Here is a 19897-nt window from a genome sequence, read left to right on the forward strand (position 1 = left end):
ATGGAAAACATCAGTCCGACACTGCTGTGGGAAATTTTCAAACACGTCCGCCGCTGGCTCGCCAATCTCAGCCGCGCCGGTCTGCAGCGCAGACAGCAATCGAAACAGGCTTTGCAGAGGGTCATCCTGACTGCCCGGGAAACCGCGGTCTATCTCAGACAAATACGGGACCAGGGTCAAAGCGATCATGCTGTGGAACGCCATCTTGCCAAACTATGGACCCAACTCGGCTTTGAACTGGACGAGCTGGGTTTGAACAAACTGGCCAAGCGCTGCCATATTAGTGGTAAAAGCTGGGCTGAACCGGATTTTTATGATGCCAACTTTTTGCAGCAGGCCGATATCAGTCTGCACACGATGGAAAAACTGGCCGAACAGATTTTAATGAAACTGAACCAAAGATGATGTCGAGATTAATAACCCTTGTGTGTGTATTGCTGCTGGCCCCCTCGCTGGCACATTCAAAAGCGCTGTGTCCGCAATCGGTGACAACTGTCGAAATGAATCAGTGTCTGACTATCAAGCTGGAACGTGCCGTGAATGAGTTGGATGCCAACCTGGATCTGATTCGGATTCGTTATGCCGAGGATCCGATCACGCTCAAACTGATAGAACAGGCCCAGAAAAACTGGGAAGCCTATCGCAAGAAACAATGTCAGAGCGTCTATCAGCTTTATGATGGGGGTTCGATTCAACCTCTGATGACAGCGAGCTGCGCAATTGAACTCGCAAGACAGCGCAACAGCATTTTGCGCGAAACTTATCTGCAGAACCGCTAGACAACCAACACTTTAAAAAGCCCGTCGACAGGTATAAGCTGAGATCAGCTGCAGATAATCTCAGCTAAACAGCAAAAGTCGACATTCTGCCAAGACCGGGTGTCGGCTTGGGAGGGTAATGTGATGATGATGTCTAACGTTGTCAAAACTTATCTGGATGACCGGGGCATTGACTACCAGCTCAGTGCCCACCGCAGAACGGCAACCAGCCGTGAGTCTGCCGCAGCCGCCCATATCCAGCCCGATCAAATTGCCAAAGCCGTGCTGATGAAACGGGGTGGCAAGTATCTGATGGTGGTGGTGCCGGCTGACAGTCAGGTGGACACCCGGAGCGTGGATCGTGAAATGCACAGCCATTACGAAGTGGCGCCGATGAACCAGGCCGAATCACTGTTCAGGGATTGCGAGCCCGGTGCGATACCGCCGCTTGGTAATGCCTACGGCATGGAAACCCTGGTGGATGATTCCTTTGATACGCATACCGATGTTTTCTTTGAAGCCGGAGACCATGAGCACCTGGTGCATGTCGATGGCATCAGCTTTCACGGATTGTTGAGCGATTGCCGCCACGGGCATTACAGCACGAAAACAGCCTGAGTCTGACAGATAAGCCTGAATGTCCCTGAGAGCCATGCTCTCAGGGACAGCTTAACACTGGTTTTCCAAGCGCTGAAAAGCCCTAAAACTGCTCGGCAAAAAAGGCCTTTGCCTCAGCGCAGTCTTTTTCAATCTGAGCCATTAAGTTTTCAAGACCGTCAAAACGCTGTTCGTCCCGGATCTTGTGCAGAAAATGCACCTGCACATGCTCACCGTAAATATCGCGATTGAAATCAAACAGATGCACTTCCAGAAGTGCCTTGTCACCGCCGATAGTAGGTCGGATGCCAATATTGGCGACGCCGTTTATCGGCTCTTCATCCAGCCCGAAAAGCTGAACGGCAAACACACCGTTCAACGGGATCTTGCAGCGGTGTAAATGAATATTGGCGGTGGGGAAGCCCATCCTGCGGCCGCGCTTATCACCGTGCGCAACCCTGCCGCTCATCCGGTAAGGCCGGCCCAGAAGACGCTCGGCGGTTTCCAGGTCGCCATCACGCAAGGCGTCGCGAATACGGGTACTGCTTACCCGTTGATGATCGATGGCAAAAGTATGCATATTGACGACCTGAAATCCATGATCACGACCGGCTTGTTGTAGCATCGCAAAGTCGCCTTTACGGTGACGGCCAAAGCGAAAGTCATCCCCTACCACTAGGTAACGGACATTGAGTCCTTCCACCAGCAGTCGGCGGATAAAATCTTCAGCCGACATTCTCGCCAGCGCTTCGTTGAAGCGCAGCACGCAGAGCTGCTGAATGGAATATGCGCGCAGCGCCTCGACCTTTTCCCGGAAACGAGTCAGGCGCGCCGGCGCTTTTTCCGGCACAAAATATTCAAACGGTTGTGGCTCGAAAGTAATCACCACCGCGGGCAGGCCCAGCATGTCGCCTTTCATCGCCAATTGCGTCAGCACCGCCTGGTGACCAAGGTGGACGCCATCAAAATTGCCAATGGTGGCGACACAGCCTCTGGGCGAATCGGGCAGATTATGTAAACCACGGATGATTTTGGGCATGGGTGATATTCAAACCTGTGTAATTAAGCGAAACAGCCTAACGGCAAATAAAAAAACATTCCAGCGGGCAAGGGTGTAACGATTACCTTATAATAAGCGGTTACATCGGTTTAGATTTATTTCAGAGGCCCTCATGGCGTCAAAGCAGAAAAAGCTGGATTATGAAGCAGCTGTCAAAGAACTGGAAGCGCTGGTAGAGCGCCTGGAACAGGGCGACATCAGTCTGGAAGAATCTTTGAAACTCTACGAGCGTGGCGTATTGTTAACCCGTGACTGCCAGGATTCTTTGAAAGCCGCTGAGCAGAAAGTACAGATGCTGTTACAACAATCCGGCCAGAACGATATGGTCGATTTTGATCCTGAATCCGACGAATCGTGAACCCGAAATTCCCGCTTGAAGACTGGATGCAGACGCACCAGGCGCAGATTGAAATTGTCCTGGATAAACGTCTGACCGGCACTGCACAACCGACTTCCGCACGTCTGTTGGAAGCGATGCGTTATGCCACGCTGGGTGGTGGTAAACGACTGCGCGCCCTGCTGGTCTATGCGACAGGTCAGGCACTGGGTGCCAGCAACCGTGCGATGGATGCTGCCGCAGCTGCCGTGGAAATGATTCATGCCTATTCACTGGTTCATGATGATATGCCGGTGATGGATGATGACGATTTACGTCGCGGTCGTGCCACCTGTCATAAAGCCTATGATGAAGCCACCGCCCTGCTGGTGGGTGATGCGCTGCAGTCGATGGCATTTGAAACCTTGTGCGATCCCGCGCTTTCTGCCGAACAACAGAGTGCGATGGTCAAACGACTGGCACAGTCGGCGGGTGTGTTCGGCATGGCAGGCGGTCAGGCCGTCGATCTGGAATCCGTGGGCAGGAAACTCGACCTCAATGCCCTGCAGTCTATGCACAAACTTAAAACCGGTGCGCTGATTCGTGCCAGTGTGGTACTGGGTGCGCTGGCTGCTGAGAATTGTGACGAAGATACTTTATCCCATCTGGAACGTTATGCAGACTGTATTGGTCTGGCTTTTCAGGTGCAGGATGATGTGCTCGATGTGATTGCCGATACCGAAACGCTGGGCAAAACCCAGGGCGCCGATATCGCGTTGAACAAACCGACCTATCCGGCCCTGCTGGGACTGGAAAAAGCCCAGCAGAAAGCCGTGGCTTTGATTGAAAAAGCCCTCGGTCAACTGGCAGAGTTGCCATTTAACACGGAAGCCCTGGCCGCTTTGGCCCAGTTTGTGGTGAAACGCTCGCATTAAGAACTTAGCCCTGATGGAAAATATACTCGCTCACATTAATAGTCCTGATGATTTGCGTCAGCTCGACAAAAAGCTGCTGCCGCAACTGGCGGAAGAACTGCGTGCGCTGATCATTGACAGCGTGCAGCAAACCGGTGGTCATATTTCCTCCAATCTGGGCGTGATTGAGCTGACACTGGCGCTGCATTATGTGTTTAATACGCCGGAAGATCGTCTGGTTTGGGACGTGGGTCATCAAAGTTATGTTCACAAAATCCTGACCGGCCGTCGCGACCGCATGAACACCATGCGTCAGCCAGGCGGCTTATCCGGTTTCCCCAAGCGCTGTGAAAGTGAATATGACACTTTCGGTGTCGGTCATTCCAGCACCTCAATCAGTGCTGCACTGGGCATGGCCATTGCCGCTCAGGCCAATAATGATCCCCGTCATAGTGTCGCTATCATCGGTGACGGTGCTTTGACTGCGGGTCAGGCCTTTGAAGCGCTGGCCCATGCCGGTGATCTGAATACCAATCTTCTGGTCATTCTCAACGATAACGAGATGTCTATCTCCAGAAACGTCGGCGGCATGGCCAATTATCTGGCCCGTTTGCTTTCCGGTAATTTCTATACCTCCGCCCGTGAAGGCAGTAAGCGGGTGCTGGAAAAAATACCGCCCGCCTGGGAAATTGCCCGCCGCGCCGAAGAGCATGTCAAAGGCATGATGATTCCGGGCACGCTGTTCGAGGAAATGGGTTTTAACTATATCGGCCCGATAGACGGTCATGATCTCGATACCCTGCTTGCCACACTGGGCAACCTGAAAAAACGTAAAGGCCCGCAGTTCCTGCATGTTGTGACCAAAAAAGGCAAAGGCTACGAGCCCGCTGAACAGCATCCCTGTAAATATCACGGTGTCAGCCCGGCCAACAGCAAATCCAAGGGCCCCAGCTACACGCAGGTTTTTGGTCGCTGGCTGTGCGATATGGCTAGAAAAGACCCGGATCTTATCGGTATCACACCGGCGATGTGTGATGGCTCCGGCCTGAACCGTTTTGCAGAAGATTTTCCGGATCGCTATTTCGATGTGGGTATCGCCGAACAGCATTCGGTGACACTGGCAGCCGGTCTCGCCTGCGAAGGCAAAAAGCCGGTGGTGGCGATTTACTCGACGTTTCTGCAACGCGCTTATGATCAGTTGATTCATGATGTCGCGCTGCAGAACCTGCCGGTGTTGTTTGCTATCGATCGTGCCGGTCTGGTCGGTGCCGATGGCCCCACCCATGCCGGCAGTTTTGATTTAAGTTATTTGCGCTGTATCCCTAATATGCTGGTGATGGCACCGGCGGATGAGCAGGAATGCCGGCAGATGCTGACTACCGGTTTTCAGCATAACGGCCCCAGCGCAGTGCGTTATCCGCGAGGCAGCGGCATTGGCCGCGAGGTCGAGACCGGCCTGAGTACGCTTGAAATAGGCAAGGCGGAACTTCGCCGTCAGGGCGAAAAAGTCGCCATTCTCGCTTTTGGCAGCATGGTTGCGGCTGCAGAAGAAGCCGCCGCCAAAATCAATGCCACAGTGGTTAATATGCGCTTTGTGAAACCACTGGATACCGGCCTGATCGAAGCGATGGCCAACAGTCATGATTTGCTGATCACCATCGAAGAAAATGCGGTCATGGGCGGCGCCGGCAGCGCAGTCAGTGAATACCTGCGGGATATCAATCACAGCGTGCCAATCAAACAGATGGGACTGCCGGATAAGTTCATCGAACACGGCGTCCATCAACAGATGCTTTCTCAATGCGGACTCGATGCAACAGGAATTATCGATATGATTAATCGATTCTTTTCGGCATAATATCCTGTTACCCCGATGAATTCCCGAGTATAATTGTCAACATTATGAGCGCAAAGTACACCCTGAAGATCCTGGCAGATTTTGCATCGGCCCATACCCTCAGAGACTATCCTGGGGATTGCAGCCGTATGCATGGCCACAACTGGAAACTGGAGGTTGAGGTAACGGCCACGGCGCTGAATGAGCATGGCATGGGCATGGATTTCAAGACCATGAAAACCGCTGCCCGTGAACTGGCCAAAACCCTGGATCACCGGTATCTGAACGACATTCCGCCGTTCGATACCATTAACCCGACGGCAGAAAATATCGCACGGTATTTCTATCAGAAACTCAGCGATACCCTGAATAATGACACTGCCAAGATTTCAGGTGTCACCCTGTGGGAAACAGACCGCGCCTGTGTGAAATATAGCGAGGAATAACTGAATGAGTACAACGCCATCCAGCAAGAACGACGAAATCGAAGACGTACAGAATATTGCCGACCAGCGTAAAATCGCCATCGATAAGGTAGGTATCAAAGATATCAAACACCCTATCAAGGTCAGCGACCGTACCACCGGTGAGCAACACACCGTGGCTAACTTCAATATGTACGTGAACCTGCCGCATCATTTCAAAGGCACGCACATGTCTCGTTTCGTTGAAATCCTCAACCAGCACGAGCGCGAAATCACGGTCAAATCATTCCGTGAAATGCTGGGTGAAATGACCGAACGTCTGGATGCCGAGTCCGGCTACATCGAAATGAACTTCCCCTACTTCGTCAACAAGGAAGCGCCGATTTCCAAAGTGCGCAGCCTGATGGATTACGATGTTACCTTTATCGGTGAAATCAAGGGTGATAAAACAGCCATGAACGTGAAGGTTGTTGTCCCTGTGACAAGCCTGTGCCCTTGCTCCAAGAATATCTCGGACTATGGTGCCCATAACCAGCGTTCACACGTGACTTTAACGGTGCGGGTTGAAAGCTTTGTCTGGATTGAAGACCTGATTGACCTGGTAGAGAAACAGGCCTCCTGCGAAATCTACGGTCTGCTGAAGCGTCCGGATGAGAAATATGTCACTGAGCGTGCCTATGACAACCCGAAATTCGTGGAAGATATGGTGCGTGATGTTGCTGCACAACTGAATGAAGACAAGCGCATTACTGCCTATATCGTGGAATCAGAAAACTTTGAATCTATCCACAATCACTCGGCCTATGCGCTTATCAGCAAAGGCTTCGATTGATTAGCGCGTTGAGATAAAAAAGCCCGGTTCGCCGGGCTTTTTTTTGCTCAGTATTTTTGCCGCAAATCCAGCCGCTCACCGTTATGTTCGATATCCAGCTGTCCCAGAAATGTCATGCCCAGCAGGGCCGTGGACGGTTCCGGTCCGTCCAGCACCACCGCCCCCACGTTATAGACCTTGATATCATCAATCTGCACATAGTCGAGCGTGACTTTATAACCAAAGCCGGTACCGGAAGCCGTTCGCACACCGACCTGCTCGCCACGATAAAAATCAATACCCAGCCTTTCCGCTGTGGCCGCATTCAGCGCTACCGAGAAAGCGCCGGTGTCGACCAGAAAATCGACGGTGTAACCGTTCACCGTACCAGTGGTCAGATACATGCCATCAGTGGGCCAGAGGCTGACCTGGGGTTGTTCCGGTGGCGGCGAAAACTGCGTACTGATGCGATCACCGAGCGGAAAAGTCTGTCTTTCGCCTTTAATTTCCAGCACCGCTTCGCTACTGTTGGCCGCGATCAGCTTGATCCCTTCCGGTGTACTCTTACCGACCTTGAGCAGGTGCCGCTCACCATTGACTTCAACCACCGCCTTGTCAGCAAACAGGCCGACGACGAGGATATCGAGTTCTTCAGCCGCTGCTGCAAGACTGTTTAACAGTATAATAAGCGCGGTAAACCAATATTTCGTCATGATTTTTTCCATTTTCAAGCAGGCTTAAATGAGTGTTCAACCCTATCCTTCCGTGACCGGCGTGATTCTGGCGGGTGGTCTTGCCCGCCGTATGGGCGGCGGTGATAAAGGTTTGCTCCTTTATCAGGGCCGTGCCATGGTTCGTCATGCTGCCAGCGCCATGCTGCCTCAGGTCGACACGCTTATTATTAACGCTAACCGCAATATTGACCAGTATCAGCAGCTCGGTTATCCCGTGGTCAGCGATTCGATTGAAGGTTTTCACGGGCCACTGGCCGGCATGCTCACCGCGATGGAAAACACCGATGCGGACTATATTCTTACCGCGCCCTGTGACTCGCCTTTCATCTCCCCTGTCTTGCGCCGGCGGATGATGGAAACCATGCTGATGAACGGCAAGGAGCTCGCTGTGGCCAGTGATGGCGAGCGCTTACAGCCCGTGTTCAGCCTGATACCAACCCGGCTTAAAGGTGAACTCCGTGCCTTTCTGAAACAGGGTGAGCGCAAAATCGACCGCTGGCTAACGCAATACAAGCTGGCTGAAGTCGACTTCTCTGATCAGCCCGAAACTTTTGTAAACTTCAATCACCCGGAAGATCTTGAGCGTGCTGCCAATGTTAAAGCCCCGTTACCGATGCTCGGTATTGCGGCATTCAGTGGTACCGGTAAAACCACCTTACTGACTCAGTTGCTGCCGGTCTTGAATCAGCGCGGGCTGCGGGTCGCCGTGATCAAACATGCCCATCATAACTTCGATATCGATAAGCCCGGCAAGGACAGTTATGAAATCCGTGAAGCCGGCGCGCAGCAAATGCTGATTGCATCATCACGGATGATGGCATTGATGGAGAAAAGCGAGAATGCAGATAACGATCCGCGACTCGTCGACTTATTGCCCCGGCTGGATGTCAGCAAACTCGATCTGATTCTGGTCGAAGGTTTCAAGCATGAGCTCATTCCCAAGATAGAACTGCATCGACCCAGCCTTGGAAAACCACTGCTTTTCAGGGATGATCCACAGATTATTGCCATCGCCTCCGATGAAGCCGTTGCTGACACTGATGCAGTGCACAAGCTGGACATCAATGATATCGGGGCCATCGCTGACTTTATCGAACAATTTTTGCATTCATGGACCGCCTGACTATGGCCGAATTTACTCCCCAACCCAGTTGTGCCGATCCGCAGGATCAGCAAAGTCTCAGTGTTGAAGAGGCACGTGCCCAGATTGAACAGTTACTGACACCGGTCAGCAGCTGGCAGAAACTCGCCCTGCGTGAAGCGCTGGGTCATATTCTGCATGCGCCGGTGATTTCCCCACTGCAGGTGCCGCCGCATAACAACTCGGCGATGGATGGCTATGCCATTCACAGCGGGGATATGCAGGCTGACAGTTACTCGCTGAGATTGGTGGGTACCGCCTTTGCCGGTCAGCCTTATCAGGGGCCTGTCGCTCGCGGGGAATGCGTGCGGATCATGACCGGCGCAATGATGCCGCCGGAATGCGATACCGTGATCATGCAGGAACACGTTGAAGTCAACGGTGAACAGATTACGGTTCACGGTGATCATCAGCCCGGACAGAATGTACGCATGGCTGGTGAAGATATTCAACAGGGTCAGACCGTTTTGCCGGCAGGTCATCGTATTATGCCGGCTGATATGGGACTGATTGCCTCGCTGGGTATCGGTGAAATCAGGGTCAAACGTAAAATCAGGGTCGCCTTTTTCTCCACCGGCGATGAACTGCGTTCTATTGGCGAACCACTGGAAGCCGGTCAGATTTACGACAGTAACCGCTACACACTCTACGGCATGCTCAAAAGGCTTGATGCCGATGTGCTCGATATGGGTGTGATACCCGATGAAAAAGCCGCGCTCAAAAATGCGCTGGCTCAAGCAGCCGCCGAAGCCGATGTGGTCATCACTTCCGGTGGCGTATCGGTCGGTGATGCGGATTACGTGAAGGAAATGCTGGCTGAACTGGGCCAGGTCAATTTCTGGAAAATCGCGATGAAACCCGGTCGTCCGCTCGCCTTTGGTAAAATAAATGACGCCCTGTTCTTCGGTCTGCCCGGCAACCCGGTGTCGGTGATGGTGACCTTCTATCAGTTTGTGCAGCCGGCTTTGAAAAAAATGGCTGGTGAGAATGCGCACCCGCTGCCTTTAATGCAGGTGGAAACTGACAGCCGAATCCGCAAACGACCCGGCCGTTTCGAATTTCAGCGCGGCATTCTGTTTGAAGATGAAATCGGCCGCCTGAAAGTAAACACCACCGGACAGCAGGGCTCGGGCATTCTGCGCTCGATGAGCGTAGCCAACTGCTTCATCCTGCTGGATGAAGACTGTGACGGCATTGAGCCCGGCACTCTCGTTACCGTTCAACCTTTTGCAGGTCTGGTTTAATCATGTCTGAAGCACTCGTAAAGCAACAACGCGAATTCAATAAACTGCGTAAGCGTCTGCGCCGCAATGTCGGCCAGGCTATCGCCGATTACAATATGATTCAGGACGGAGACAAGGTCATGGTATGCCTCTCGGGCGGCAAGGACAGTTACACCATGCTGGATATCCTGATTAATCTGCGCGACCATGCACCGATTAATTTCGAACTGATAGCGGTCAATCTGGATCAGAAGCAGCCCGGCTTCCCGGAACATGTGCTGCCGGAATATCTGTCGTCGATTGATGTGCCTTTTCATATTATCGAAAAAGACACCTACAGTATCGTCAAGGAAGTCGTACCGGAAGGCAAAACCACCTGCGGCATCTGCTCGCGGCTGCGCCGCGGTTCACTCTATGGCTATGCCCGTGAAAACGGCATCAGCAAAATCGCATTGGGCCACCACCGCGACGATATTATTGAAACCCTGTTCCTGAACATGTTCTACGGGAGCAAGATCAAGGCCATGCCGCCCAAGCTGCTCAGTGATGATAAAAGCAATATCGTGATTCGGCCTTTGGCCTATGCCTGTGAGGCTGACATTGCCCGTTATGCCGAGGCGATGCAATTCCCGATTATTCCCTGCAATCTGTGCGGTTCACAGGAAAACCTGCAACGTCAGAAAATCAAGGAAATGCTGCAAAGTTGGGAACGGGAAACCCCCGGGCGACTGGAAAATATCTTCCGCAGTATTCAGAACATCTCGCCATCTCAGCTGGCTGATGCAGATTTATTTAACTTCACTGATCTGGAACTGGAACGTGAAGAATCCGCTGAAGAGAAAAATCTGTTTTCGGATGATCTGCAGCAACCGGCTCTGGCCCGCTGAGATTATTAAACCGGTATTTGGAAAGAAAGTTATCACCAGTTAGCAAGCAAATTATTCTTGCTTGATAAGATTCACCGCTAAGTCATTGAATCTCTCAAAAATTAATATAAGTTATTGTTTTTAATTAGCAATTTATTATTGACGAGATTTTAACCATTGCCGTGCAGGCTGTTACAGAATAATGACTTAGCGATTTTCCCATCAGTTAACCACAGAGTTATCCACAGAAAATGTGGGTAACTCTGTAAGTCACTGATCAAGACTGCAAGTGCTTATTTTTGCAGTGGTGGTGGCGTAAAATCTTCCGCAAACTCCAATGCATTACCATCAGGATCCCGGCAGAAAAACGCGGCCCGTCCGGACTTACTGCGCGAATATTCAATATTGGCCGCATCCAGCCGGGTTGCCAAAGCCTCCAGATCCTCGACAACCAGTGCCAGGTGGCGATCACGGCCACCATGAGCCGGACGGCCTTCAGTGGAATCCGGATTGGGCAACTGCATCAGGTGAATCATCTGATCGTCACCGATATCCAGCCAGGCGCCGTCAAACGGAAAGTCGGGGCGATTGGGATTGAGCGGCAACTGCAGCACATCACAATAGAATTTAAGTGAGCGCGGAACATCTTCGACAAGGAAACTGGCGTGCGCGATTGATTTGATCATGCTTTAACCCGATTGGTTGATGAAAAACAATCTGCTTGCCACTGTAAGGCAAAACAGCTGATTGCTTATTTTAACGTGAAGCGACAGCTGTACCCAAGATTCAGGGCATTTTACCGAGTCGTGCCATGCCGTAGGCGGCGATGAATATCAGTGCCCCGCCCAGCCATTCAGCACCACTCATACTTTCATCCGTCAGCAGCCAGGCGGATACTGCTGCGACCAGCAATTCAAACAGCATCAAAATGGCTGCACGGAATACGGCAATGCGCGCCAGCCCATAAAGCACTGCCACGGTCATTGACACAAAAGCCAGGCCGCCGAATATGGCCACCATGAGCCAGATATTGATGCTGACCTCGGGTAGTGTGGCCTGCTGCAGGAAAAGCACGGCAATCGCCACAATCACCACGCCCCAGTAAACAGTAAAAGTTTTGATTTCCATCGGCACTACCGCCAGCTTGCGGCTGAGCACGTTATTTACCGAAAACATAAAACTGGCAAACAGCGCCAGCCAGTCAGCCAGCCCGTGTGGCCAGGGAAAGCCGATTTCCGGATGCCACAGCATCATAAAAGTGCCTGACATCGCGATCAGAATCATCAGCAGCGACTGCCGCGATATACGTTCACCCAGCCACCAGTGACCGAGTAGCACAGACCACAGTGGGGACAGGTAAAACAGCAGCATCACGCGCACGACTTCACCTTCAATCAGGGCCACCAGAAAAGCCAGGTTGGTCAGTCCGGCTGCCAGCGCCAGGGCCCATAGTGTCGGTGGCCAGTGATGCTGAAGCCGTTTTCTGATCCAGAGCAGTTGTGCCGTCGCCGTCAGTGCCGCAGCGACATAGGCAATCAGGGTCGTCCACACCACCGGCATACCGACTTGTTCCAGCAAACGCATCGGATACCAGATAAGTCCCCACATCGCGGCAGAGAAGAGGATGGCACCGACGGCCAGTGAATATTCTTTGTTGTATGTATTACTCATCGCCACACCTTATACCACGAGAGGCAGCTAACCCGTTATAATGGTCTGATTTTTCATTCTTCTCTGGTCGTTATGAATCCGGAACTGGCAAAACTGCATCCCTATCCTTTTGAAAAACTGGCGCAGCTCAAACAAGGTTGTCATCCGCCGGAGGACCTGCCCCATATTGCGCTTTCAATCGGTGAACCCAAACACCCGACACCCGGCTTTATCACTGAAGCGGTGATTACTCACCTGCATGGATTGTCGAGCTATCCGACCACAGCCGGCACGAATGAACTGCGTCATGCGATCGCAACCTGGCTGGATCAACGGTTTCAGCTGGACGGTCATATCAATGCCATGACCCAGGTCTTACCGGTTAACGGCACCCGTGAAGCCTTGTTTTCCTTCGCTCAGGCCGTGATCGACCGCAGTGAAAATCCGCTGGTCGTGATGCCCAATCCTTTCTATCAGATTTATGAAGGCGCCGCGATTCTGGCCGGTGCCGAACCGTTTTATCTTAACTGCGATGCGGGAAATGGCTTTATTCCTGATTTTGAATCAGTCAGTGAAGCCACCTGGCAGCGCTGCCAGCTCTTGTATATCTGCAGCCCGGGCAATCCGACCGGCGCCGTGATTGATGAACAAACCCTGCAGCGACTTATCGAACTGGCTCACCAGCATGATTTTGTGATTGCCGCCGATGAGTGCTACTCGGAAATTTACCATGATGAAGCACAGCCACCGGTGGGCCTGCTGCAAGCTGCCTATAACGGTGGATACACGGATATGAGCCGCTGCGTGGTCTTCCACAGCCTGTCCAAGCGTTCCAATGCACCGGGCTTGCGCAGTGGTTTTGTCGCCGGTGATGCCGCCATTCTCAAACAATTTCTGCGTTACCGGACCTATCACGGTTGTTCGATGCCTCCGGCGACCCAGGCTGCCTCGATTTCAGCCTGGGAGGATGAAGCGCATGTGGCGCATAACCGCGATCTTTATCGGGAAAAATTCGAAGCGGTTCTGGAAATCCTGTCACCGGTCATGAACGTCTACATGCCGGAAGCCAGCTTTTATTTATGGGCGGAGACACCGCTTGCCGACACCGAATTTGCCCGTCAGCTGTTTGAACAGCAGAATGTCACCGTTTTACCGGGCAGCTATCTGGGGCGTGACACGGCCGAAGGCAACCCGGGTGCCAACCGCGTTCGTATGGCCCTGGTGGCACCACTGGAAGAATGTATTGAGGCTGCTCACCGCATCCGCAGCCTGATCGAAAAATTAAATTAAATCAATGGAGAACCTCATGAGCGATATTCAGAATATTATCGAAGAGGCGTTCGAGCGCCGTGCTGAAATCAACCCTGCCAATGCTGACAGCGATGTCCGTAATGCGGTCAATGAAGCGCTAGCTATGCTGGACAACGGCAGCGCCCGGGTGGCTGAAAAACAAAATGGTGACTGGGTCGTCAACCAGTGGCTGAAAAAAGCCGTACTGCTGTCATTCCGTCTGAACGACAACCATCCGATGGCCGGCGGCGAAACCCAATACTTCGATAAAGTCGAACCCAAATTCGCCAACTTCTCTGAAGCCGATTTCAATAAGGCCGGGGTCCGTGTTGTCCCGCCCGCCGCTGTGCGTCGTGGTTCCTATATTGCGCCGGGCGTTGTACTGATGCCGTCTTACGTTAATATCGGCGCCTATGTCGACTCCGGCACCATGGTCGATACCTGGGCCACCGTCGGCAGCTGTGCCCAGATCGGTAAAAACGTGCATCTGTCTGGCGGCGTTGGTATCGGTGGTGTGCTGGAACCGCTGCAGGCCGGTCCGACCATTATCGAGGACAACTGCTTTATCGGTGCCCGTTCTGAAGTCGTGGAAGGCGTCGTGGTGGAAGAGGGCTCTGTAATTTCCATGGGCGTTTACATCGGCCAGAGCACCAAGATTTTCAACCGCATGACCGGTGAAATCACCTATGGCCGCATACCTGCCGGTTCGGTTGTAGTATCCGGTAATCTGCCATCCAAAGATGGCAGCTACAGCCTCTACTGCGCGGTGATCGTCAAACAGGTCGATGAGAAAACCCGTGGTAAAGTGGGTATCAACGAATTGTTGCGCGATATTTAATTCATCGTCTTTCAACAGGCTCTTAATTCCTTCCACAGGTAGGAAATCACTCTTGCCTCTCCACTCCCTGGAGAGGCAGGGTGAGGAGACTAAATAAAAAAGAATCTATGATTGTTTACGGCATCAAAAACTGCGATACAGTGAAAAAAGCGCGACGCTGGCTCGATGAGCATGGCGTCCACTACCAGTTTCATGATTTTCGTCAGGATGGGCTGGACGAGGCCACGATTCATCACTGGCTGCAATCGGTTGACTGGGAAACCCTGCTGAACAAGCGCGGCACCACCTGGCGCAAGCTTGACGATCCACGTAAAGACAATCTCGATCAGTCGACTGCTGTAGCATTAATGCTGGCTAATCCGACGCTGATTAAAAGACCCGTTGTTGCGTCTGACAATGGCTGTACAGTGGGCTTCAAAGAAGCTGACTTTGCCGACAAATTCGGGAAATAACGATGTCTGATACTCTCGCACTGACCCAGGAACTGATTCGCCGCGACAGCGTTACGCCGGAAGATAAAGGCTGTCAGATTCTGCTGTCAGATCGCCTCGCACCGTTGGGTTTCAAAGCCGAGCACATGTATTTTGAAGAGGTCGAGAACCTGTGGCTGCGTCGTGGCAACAGTGGCCCGGTCATTGCCTTTGCCGGCCACACCGACGTGGTCCCAACAGGCCCATTGGATAAATGGACTCATCCGCCCTTCGAGGCTGAAGTCGTTGACGGTATGTTATTTGGACGCGGCGCTGCCGATATGAAAGGCAGTATCGCTGCCATGGTCACCGCCTGTGAGCGTTTTGTCAGCCAACACCCGGAGCATGAGGGCAGTATCGCTTTTCTCATCACCAGTGATGAGGAAGGTCCGGCGGTGAACGGTACCGTTAGAGTCATTGAAACCCTGCAAAGCCGTGGTGAAAACATTGACTGGTGTCTGGTCGGTGAACCCTCCAGCACGGAAAAAGTCGGGGATATTGTTAAAAATGGCCGCCGCGGCTCTTTGAACGGCAGACTGTCCGTCAAGGGTAAACAGGGTCATATCGCCTATCCGCATCTGGCTTTAAACCCGATTCATCTGCTGGCACCGGCCTTAACCGAGCTCTGCAACATTGAATGGGATCAGGGCAATGCCGACTTTCCGCCTACCAGCTTTCAGGTGTCCAACCTCAATTCCGGCACCGGTGCGACCAATGTGATCCCCGGTACCGCCGAGATGGTATTTAATTTCCGTTTCTCCACTGAAGTCACTCATGAGGAACTGCAAAGCCGGGTAGAAGCGGTGCTGAACAAGCATCAGCTGGACTATGAGCTGAAGTGGGAGCTTTCCGGTAAACCGTTCCGTACTGCCAGCGGTGAATTACTGGAAGCAGTGCAGCATGCTGTCAAAGCCGTCACCGGTTACGAAACAACCCTCTCAACCTCCGGTGGCACCTCAGACGGCCGCTTTATTGCACCGACCGGTACCCAGGTCATAGAACTGGGTCCGCTCAATGCCACCATTCACCAGATTGATGAATGTGTCTCTGTCGCTGATCTTGACACTTTGTCGGAAATTTATGAGACTTTGCTGTCTCGGTTACTTATCAAGTAAATATCATCGTGTTCAACAGACATCTCAATCGACACACTATTTTTGCGCTGGCAGCGATCGTGCTGCTGCTGCAGTCGTTTGCCGTCTGGCATGATGCCGAACATCCCTTCCACACTGCTGAAGTCCAGTGTGAACGCTTAAATGCGATTAATCATCTTCCTGTTGCCGACATCACGCCTGCCCTGACGGTCAGCCTGCAGACAGAAAGCATCGTTTTTGAATCGCCTGTCTATGCGTTTCAACTGCCGGCAACCAATCGCCAACAACACGCTATCCGCGCCCCACCTGTTTTTTCCTGAAACACCGCCCTTTTGTTGAATTGAGGTCGTCGCATTGAAATGGCGATCTGCCCCGTCTGTGATGGTAATTCAGTAACGGCCGCCGCGCTTATCGAGCCAGCGTTGCCTAATTACTGAACCAATGATCAGCGGGACGTGTGTATGAGGAAAAAACATGTTCCAGAAAAAACAGTCTGCACTGCTGATCAGTGCAATCGTTGCTACCCTGCCAGCCAGCGTTTTCGCGGCTTCAGACCATCAAACCGAAAAACCGGTTGAAATTCCCAGTCTGACGGTCACCGCCGATCCGCTGGGTGCCCGAACCGCTGATGAGCTTATCTTTCCAGTCACTGTACTGGCTGATGAAGAGTTGGATAAACACCGTGCCGCCACTTTGGGTGAAACTCTGAATAGCGTGCCGGGCGTTTCCAACTCTGATTTCGGTCCCGGTGTTGGTCGCCCGGTAGTCCGCGGCCTGCAGGGCTCACGGGTTCAGGTCCTGGAAGACGGTCTGAAAACAGTCGATGTCTCAGGTGAAGGCGGTGATCACACTGTCGCCATTGATCCGGGTCGCGCCGAGCAAATCGAAGTCTTCCGCGGCCCTGCCACCCTGTTGTTTGGCAGCGGTGCCGCCGGCGGTGTCATCAATGTCAAGAGTGGCCGTTTTGATCCCGAATTCGGCGACGCGCCCCGCGTCAATGGACAGCTGGGCTATGGTTATAACGGCAATGAGCGCCAGGGCAACATCGGCCTTGAACTACCGGTTACTGACAACTTTGTATTACGCACTGATTACGGTCTGCGTCGCAGCCACGATTTTGATATCGATGGTTACCAGCAAATCGGTCAGACAAGTGGTGACAAAGATACCCTGCAGAACAGTGACGCTGTCAGTGATAGCTTCTCGGTAACCGGCCTGTACAAAGGAGACTGGGGCCATGCCGGCCTGGGTTATAGCCGCTGGCGCACGGATTACGGTATTCCTGAAGTCTTCCTGGGTGAAGGTGAAGAGGAACAGGAGCGTATTCATGCCGATTACGATCGCGTCGATTTCCGTAGCGAATTGAACAACCCGCTGCCGGGCTTCAGCACTGCCCGGCTGAAACTCGCTCATACCGAGTTCAACCAGCAGGAAGTCGGGAGTGAATTCTTTAATGGTGAACTGGAAGAACGTGGTGTGGAAACCGAATTCACCAACGACGAGACAGAAGCCCGTCTGGAACTGGTTCATAACCCTATCGGGCTATGGCAGGGTGTGATCGGTCTGCAGTTGAATAACCGTGAGTTCGGTGCCGAGGGTGCCGGGCATGGTCATGGCGGACATGGTGGCGATGGTTTCTATATCCGAGATAATGACACCCGTTCAATGGGTGTATTTGCACTGGAAGAATTACCGACCGACTTCGGCCGACTCGAATTTGCGGCCCGGGTGGATCATGTTCGTTCTGATCCGGTCACGCTCGATGAAGAACGTCATATCGATCTGCCAAGCGGTGAAGAACTGCATCAGGAAGCCAATCTGGGTAGCCGCAGCTTCACCCCGTTCAGTCTCTCAGCCGGTTCAATTATTGATCTGGATGAAAATCATCACCTGCGTCTGGCCGTCACCCGTTCTGAACGGGCACCATCTGCTGAACAGCTGTATGCCTTTGGTGCACATGCTGCTTCCGGCACGGTTGAAGTCGGTGATACCGGTCTGGATGAAGAGACTTACACCAACTTTGAAATCGGTCTGGATCGTCATGCCGGGGCTTTCCGTTTTGATACCACCCTGTTCTATAACTATGTGCAGGACTTTATCTATCTGGCCTCACGCGATGACGGCACCGGCAATCCGGTCATGATTGACGGTGATACCCTGGTTTTCAACCAGCAGGATGATGCCCGCTTCTATGGTGCTGAATTCACCGCTGCCTGGGATGTGAAACAGGGTGCCGTACCGGTCACCCTGCGCCTGTCCGGCGATTATGTCCGTGCCAAGCTGGATAATGGTGACAACCTGCCGCGAATCAGTCCGGGGAGACTGGGCTTTGGCGTCGATACTGCCTACCAGGACTGGTCGCTCAGTGTGGATTACCGCCATGTGTTCAGACAGAGCAAAAGCTCAGCACTTGAATCAGATACCGATGGCTACGACCTGCTGTCATTGAATGCCAGTTGGGCACCTGACAGCCTGAAAGGCGCCGAGGTATTTGTTCAGGGCCGCAACCTGCTCAATGAGGATGGTCGTCGTCATCAAAGCTTCCTCAAGGATGAAGCACCAATCATCGGTCGCACTGTGATGACCGGTATTCGCTTTGATTTCGGCGGCTGATAAACCGGGTAAAGCTGCAGCCGCCGGTCGGCGGCTGCAGTTAAGCACTCAGGCATCAGCGCTGCAAATTTGCTAGATTAGTGGATGATTCCAACACAAGGAAATGGGCATGGCAGATAAAGAGCAAAACAGTCAGAATACAGCCAAGATTGTCTATCTGCTGTTTCTGGTCAATATCTTTATTCAGTTTCTGGGCATCATCGGCGTCATTATCGCTTATGTAAACAAAGACGATGCACCGGCCTGGTTGCAGACACATTATCAGTTCCAGATCCGAACCTTCTGGATTGGTTTGCTGTATCTGTTTATCGGCGTCATCCTGGCGATGGCAGTGGTCGGTTATTTTATCTTGCTGTTCTGGGTGATCTGGGTTATCGTCCGCTGCGTTAAAGGTATGAAGTATCTGGACCAGAACCAGGCTTATCCCAACCCGACAACCTGGCTTTTCTCCTAGCCAGAGTTTGAAAACACCGCGCTTCGGCGCGGTATTTTATTCCCGGTGAAAAGACATCGGCCCATTCGCTTCATGAGTGGGCATCAGTTCCATTGTAGTCACATTGACATGTTCCGGCGTATTCACCAGCCACCAGACGGTATTGGCAACATCCTCAGCGCGCAGGGCAACGGTACCCTCGTAGACTTTGTCAGCACGGCTTTTGTCATCCTTGAAACGCACCAGCGAAAACTCGGTTTCGGCATTGCCCGGCTCAATATTCGTCACCCTGACATTGCTGCCCAGCAGATCGGCTCTGACTGCCAGTGAAAACTGACGAACAAAGGCCTTGGTGCCACAATAGACATTGCCGCCGGGGTAAGGCCAGTTGCCGGCTACCGAGCCGATATTGATAATGTAACCCGCCTTGCGTTCGACCATATTCGGTAATACTGACCGGGTACAATAAAGCAGGCCCTTGATATTGGTATCCACCATGCTTTCCCAGTCATCAAGCCGGGTTTCATGGGCAGGCTCCAGCCCCAGCGCCAGTCCGGCATTATTGATCAACACATCGATCTGACTGAATGATCGGGGCAAGCTGGAAAAAGCCTGCTCCACCGCTTGTCTGTCACTGACATCGAAACAACAGGTATGGGTTTTTTCTGCACCGCCCAGTGCCTGTTGCAATTCATCCAGCCGCTGCTGTCTGCGACCGGTGATAATCAGCCGCCAGCCCTTGTCGGCAAATAGCCGGGCACAGGCTTCACCGAAACCGGAAGTGGCACCGGTAATCATGATGACAGGAGATGTACTCATCACGGATC

Annotated in this window: 23 protein-coding genes; 18 read left to right on the forward strand and 5 right to left on the reverse strand. The window is 52.6% G+C overall.

Features of this window, described 5'->3' with window-relative positions:
* The 3 genes from FH755_RS02255 (at position 1) to FH755_RS02265 (ending at position 1376) form a co-directional block, all read left to right on the forward strand.
* Entirely contained in the window at positions 1-405 is a 405-nt protein-coding gene (locus FH755_RS02255) for a hypothetical protein (protein ID WP_292438245.1), read from the forward strand.
* Entirely contained in the window at positions 402-779 is a 378-nt protein-coding gene (locus FH755_RS02260) for a lysozyme inhibitor LprI family protein (protein WP_292438247.1), read from the forward strand. The genes FH755_RS02255 and FH755_RS02260 overlap by 4 nt, the downstream gene beginning before the upstream one ends.
* A gap of 123 nt (positions 780-902) precedes the next feature.
* Complete coding sequence (locus FH755_RS02265; protein WP_292438249.1) at positions 903-1376, forward strand: aminoacyl-tRNA deacylase; 474 nt, start codon at positions 903-905, stop codon at positions 1374-1376.
* An 82-nt stretch (positions 1377-1458) separates the two neighbouring features.
* Here FH755_RS02265 and ribF read toward each other — a convergent pair whose 3' ends face one another.
* Positions 1459-2394, reverse strand: a complete 936-nt coding sequence (gene ribF, locus FH755_RS02270; RefSeq protein WP_292438251.1) for a bifunctional riboflavin kinase/FAD synthetase — start codon at positions 2392-2394, stop codon at positions 1459-1461.
* A gap of 133 nt (positions 2395-2527) precedes the next feature.
* On the opposite strand from ribF, the gene FH755_RS02275 reads away from it, so the two are divergent.
* The 5 genes from FH755_RS02275 to folE2 are packed head-to-tail and all read left to right on the forward strand — an operon-like array spanning position 2528 to position 6739.
* A complete protein-coding gene (locus FH755_RS02275) occupies positions 2528-2773 on the forward strand; it encodes an exodeoxyribonuclease VII small subunit (protein WP_292438253.1) in 246 nt (81 codons plus the stop codon).
* A 26-nt stretch (positions 2774-2799) separates the two neighbouring features.
* Positions 2800-3666, forward strand: coding sequence for a (2E,6E)-farnesyl diphosphate synthase (gene ispA, locus FH755_RS02280; protein WP_292438349.1), 867 nt, complete (start codon positions 2800-2802; stop codon positions 3664-3666).
* A 13-nt stretch (positions 3667-3679) separates the two neighbouring features.
* Positions 3680-5503 (forward strand): 1-deoxy-D-xylulose-5-phosphate synthase, encoded by a 1824-nt coding sequence (gene dxs / locus FH755_RS02285; protein ID WP_292438255.1) that lies wholly within the window; start codon positions 3680-3682, stop codon positions 5501-5503.
* A gap of 44 nt (positions 5504-5547) precedes the next feature.
* Positions 5548-5928, forward strand: a complete 381-nt coding sequence (gene queD / locus FH755_RS02290) for a 6-carboxytetrahydropterin synthase QueD (RefSeq protein WP_292438257.1) — start codon at positions 5548-5550, stop codon at positions 5926-5928.
* A gap of 4 nt (positions 5929-5932) precedes the next feature.
* Positions 5933-6739: a GTP cyclohydrolase FolE2 gene (folE2, locus tag FH755_RS02295; protein WP_292438259.1), complete on the forward strand. Its 807-nt coding sequence runs from the start codon at positions 5933-5935 to the stop codon at positions 6737-6739.
* Between the two features lie 47 nt (positions 6740-6786).
* Here folE2 and FH755_RS02300 read toward each other — a convergent pair whose 3' ends face one another.
* A complete protein-coding gene (locus FH755_RS02300; protein WP_292438261.1) occupies positions 6787-7431 on the reverse strand; it encodes a TIGR02281 family clan AA aspartic protease in 645 nt (214 codons plus the stop codon).
* Positions 7432-7459: 28 nt separating this feature from the next.
* Between FH755_RS02300 and mobA the strand changes: the two genes are divergently transcribed.
* From mobA to ttcA, 3 genes are read left to right on the forward strand one after another with little or no spacing between them, the layout of a single operon-like run.
* A complete protein-coding gene (gene mobA / locus FH755_RS02305) occupies positions 7460-8575 on the forward strand; it encodes a molybdenum cofactor guanylyltransferase MobA (protein ID WP_292438263.1) in 1116 nt (371 codons plus the stop codon).
* A 2-nt stretch (positions 8576-8577) separates the two neighbouring features.
* A complete protein-coding gene (locus FH755_RS02310; protein ID WP_292438264.1) occupies positions 8578-9837 on the forward strand; it encodes a bifunctional molybdopterin-guanine dinucleotide biosynthesis adaptor protein MobB/molybdopterin molybdotransferase MoeA in 1260 nt (419 codons plus the stop codon).
* 2 nt (positions 9838-9839) lie between these two features.
* Positions 9840-10703, forward strand: coding sequence for a tRNA 2-thiocytidine(32) synthetase TtcA (ttcA, locus tag FH755_RS02315; protein ID WP_292438266.1), 864 nt, complete (start codon positions 9840-9842; stop codon positions 10701-10703).
* Between the two features lie 272 nt (positions 10704-10975).
* Here the strand turns inward: ttcA and FH755_RS02320 are convergent, their stop codons facing one another.
* Positions 10976-11368: a VOC family protein gene (locus tag FH755_RS02320; RefSeq protein WP_292438268.1), complete on the reverse strand. Its 393-nt coding sequence runs from the start codon at positions 11366-11368 to the stop codon at positions 10976-10978.
* Positions 11369-11468: 100 nt separating this feature from the next.
* Positions 11469-12353 carry a DMT family transporter gene (locus FH755_RS02325; RefSeq protein WP_292438270.1) on the reverse strand — a complete coding sequence of 295 codons (885 nt, stop codon included), beginning with the start codon at positions 12351-12353 and terminating at the stop codon, positions 11469-11471.
* 72 nt (positions 12354-12425) lie between these two features.
* Here FH755_RS02325 and dapC point away from each other — a divergent pair, with 72 nt between their 5' ends.
* From dapC to FH755_RS02360, 7 genes are all read left to right on the forward strand, one after another.
* Positions 12426-13622, forward strand: coding sequence for a succinyldiaminopimelate transaminase (dapC, locus tag FH755_RS02330; protein ID WP_292438272.1), 1197 nt, complete (start codon positions 12426-12428; stop codon positions 13620-13622).
* 16 nt (positions 13623-13638) lie between these two features.
* Entirely contained in the window at positions 13639-14460 is an 822-nt protein-coding gene (gene dapD, locus FH755_RS02335) for a 2,3,4,5-tetrahydropyridine-2,6-dicarboxylate N-succinyltransferase (RefSeq protein WP_292438274.1), read from the forward strand.
* 80 nt (positions 14461-14540) lie between these two features.
* Positions 14541-14912 (forward strand): ArsC family reductase, encoded by a 372-nt coding sequence (locus FH755_RS02340; RefSeq protein ID WP_292438276.1) that lies wholly within the window; start codon positions 14541-14543, stop codon positions 14910-14912.
* 2 nt (positions 14913-14914) lie between these two features.
* Positions 14915-16045: a succinyl-diaminopimelate desuccinylase gene (gene dapE / locus FH755_RS02345; RefSeq protein ID WP_292438278.1), complete on the forward strand. Its 1131-nt coding sequence runs from the start codon at positions 14915-14917 to the stop codon at positions 16043-16045.
* 59 nt (positions 16046-16104) lie between these two features.
* Entirely contained in the window at positions 16105-16344 is a 240-nt protein-coding gene (locus FH755_RS02350; RefSeq protein ID WP_292438280.1) for a hypothetical protein, read from the forward strand.
* A gap of 154 nt (positions 16345-16498) precedes the next feature.
* Entirely contained in the window at positions 16499-18637 is a 2139-nt protein-coding gene (locus tag FH755_RS02355) for a TonB-dependent receptor (protein WP_292438282.1), read from the forward strand.
* A 109-nt stretch (positions 18638-18746) separates the two neighbouring features.
* A complete protein-coding gene (locus tag FH755_RS02360) occupies positions 18747-19091 on the forward strand; it encodes a DUF4870 domain-containing protein (protein ID WP_292438284.1) in 345 nt (114 codons plus the stop codon).
* Between the two features lie 36 nt (positions 19092-19127).
* Here FH755_RS02360 and FH755_RS02365 read toward each other — a convergent pair whose 3' ends face one another.
* Positions 19128-19889: an SDR family oxidoreductase gene (locus FH755_RS02365; protein WP_292438286.1), complete on the reverse strand. Its 762-nt coding sequence runs from the start codon at positions 19887-19889 to the stop codon at positions 19128-19130.
* Positions 19890-19897: the final 8 nt, after the last annotated feature.

The organism is Methylophaga sp. (genome assembly GCF_009711715.1).
Taxonomy (GTDB): domain Bacteria; phylum Pseudomonadota; class Gammaproteobacteria; order Nitrosococcales; family Methylophagaceae; genus Methylophaga.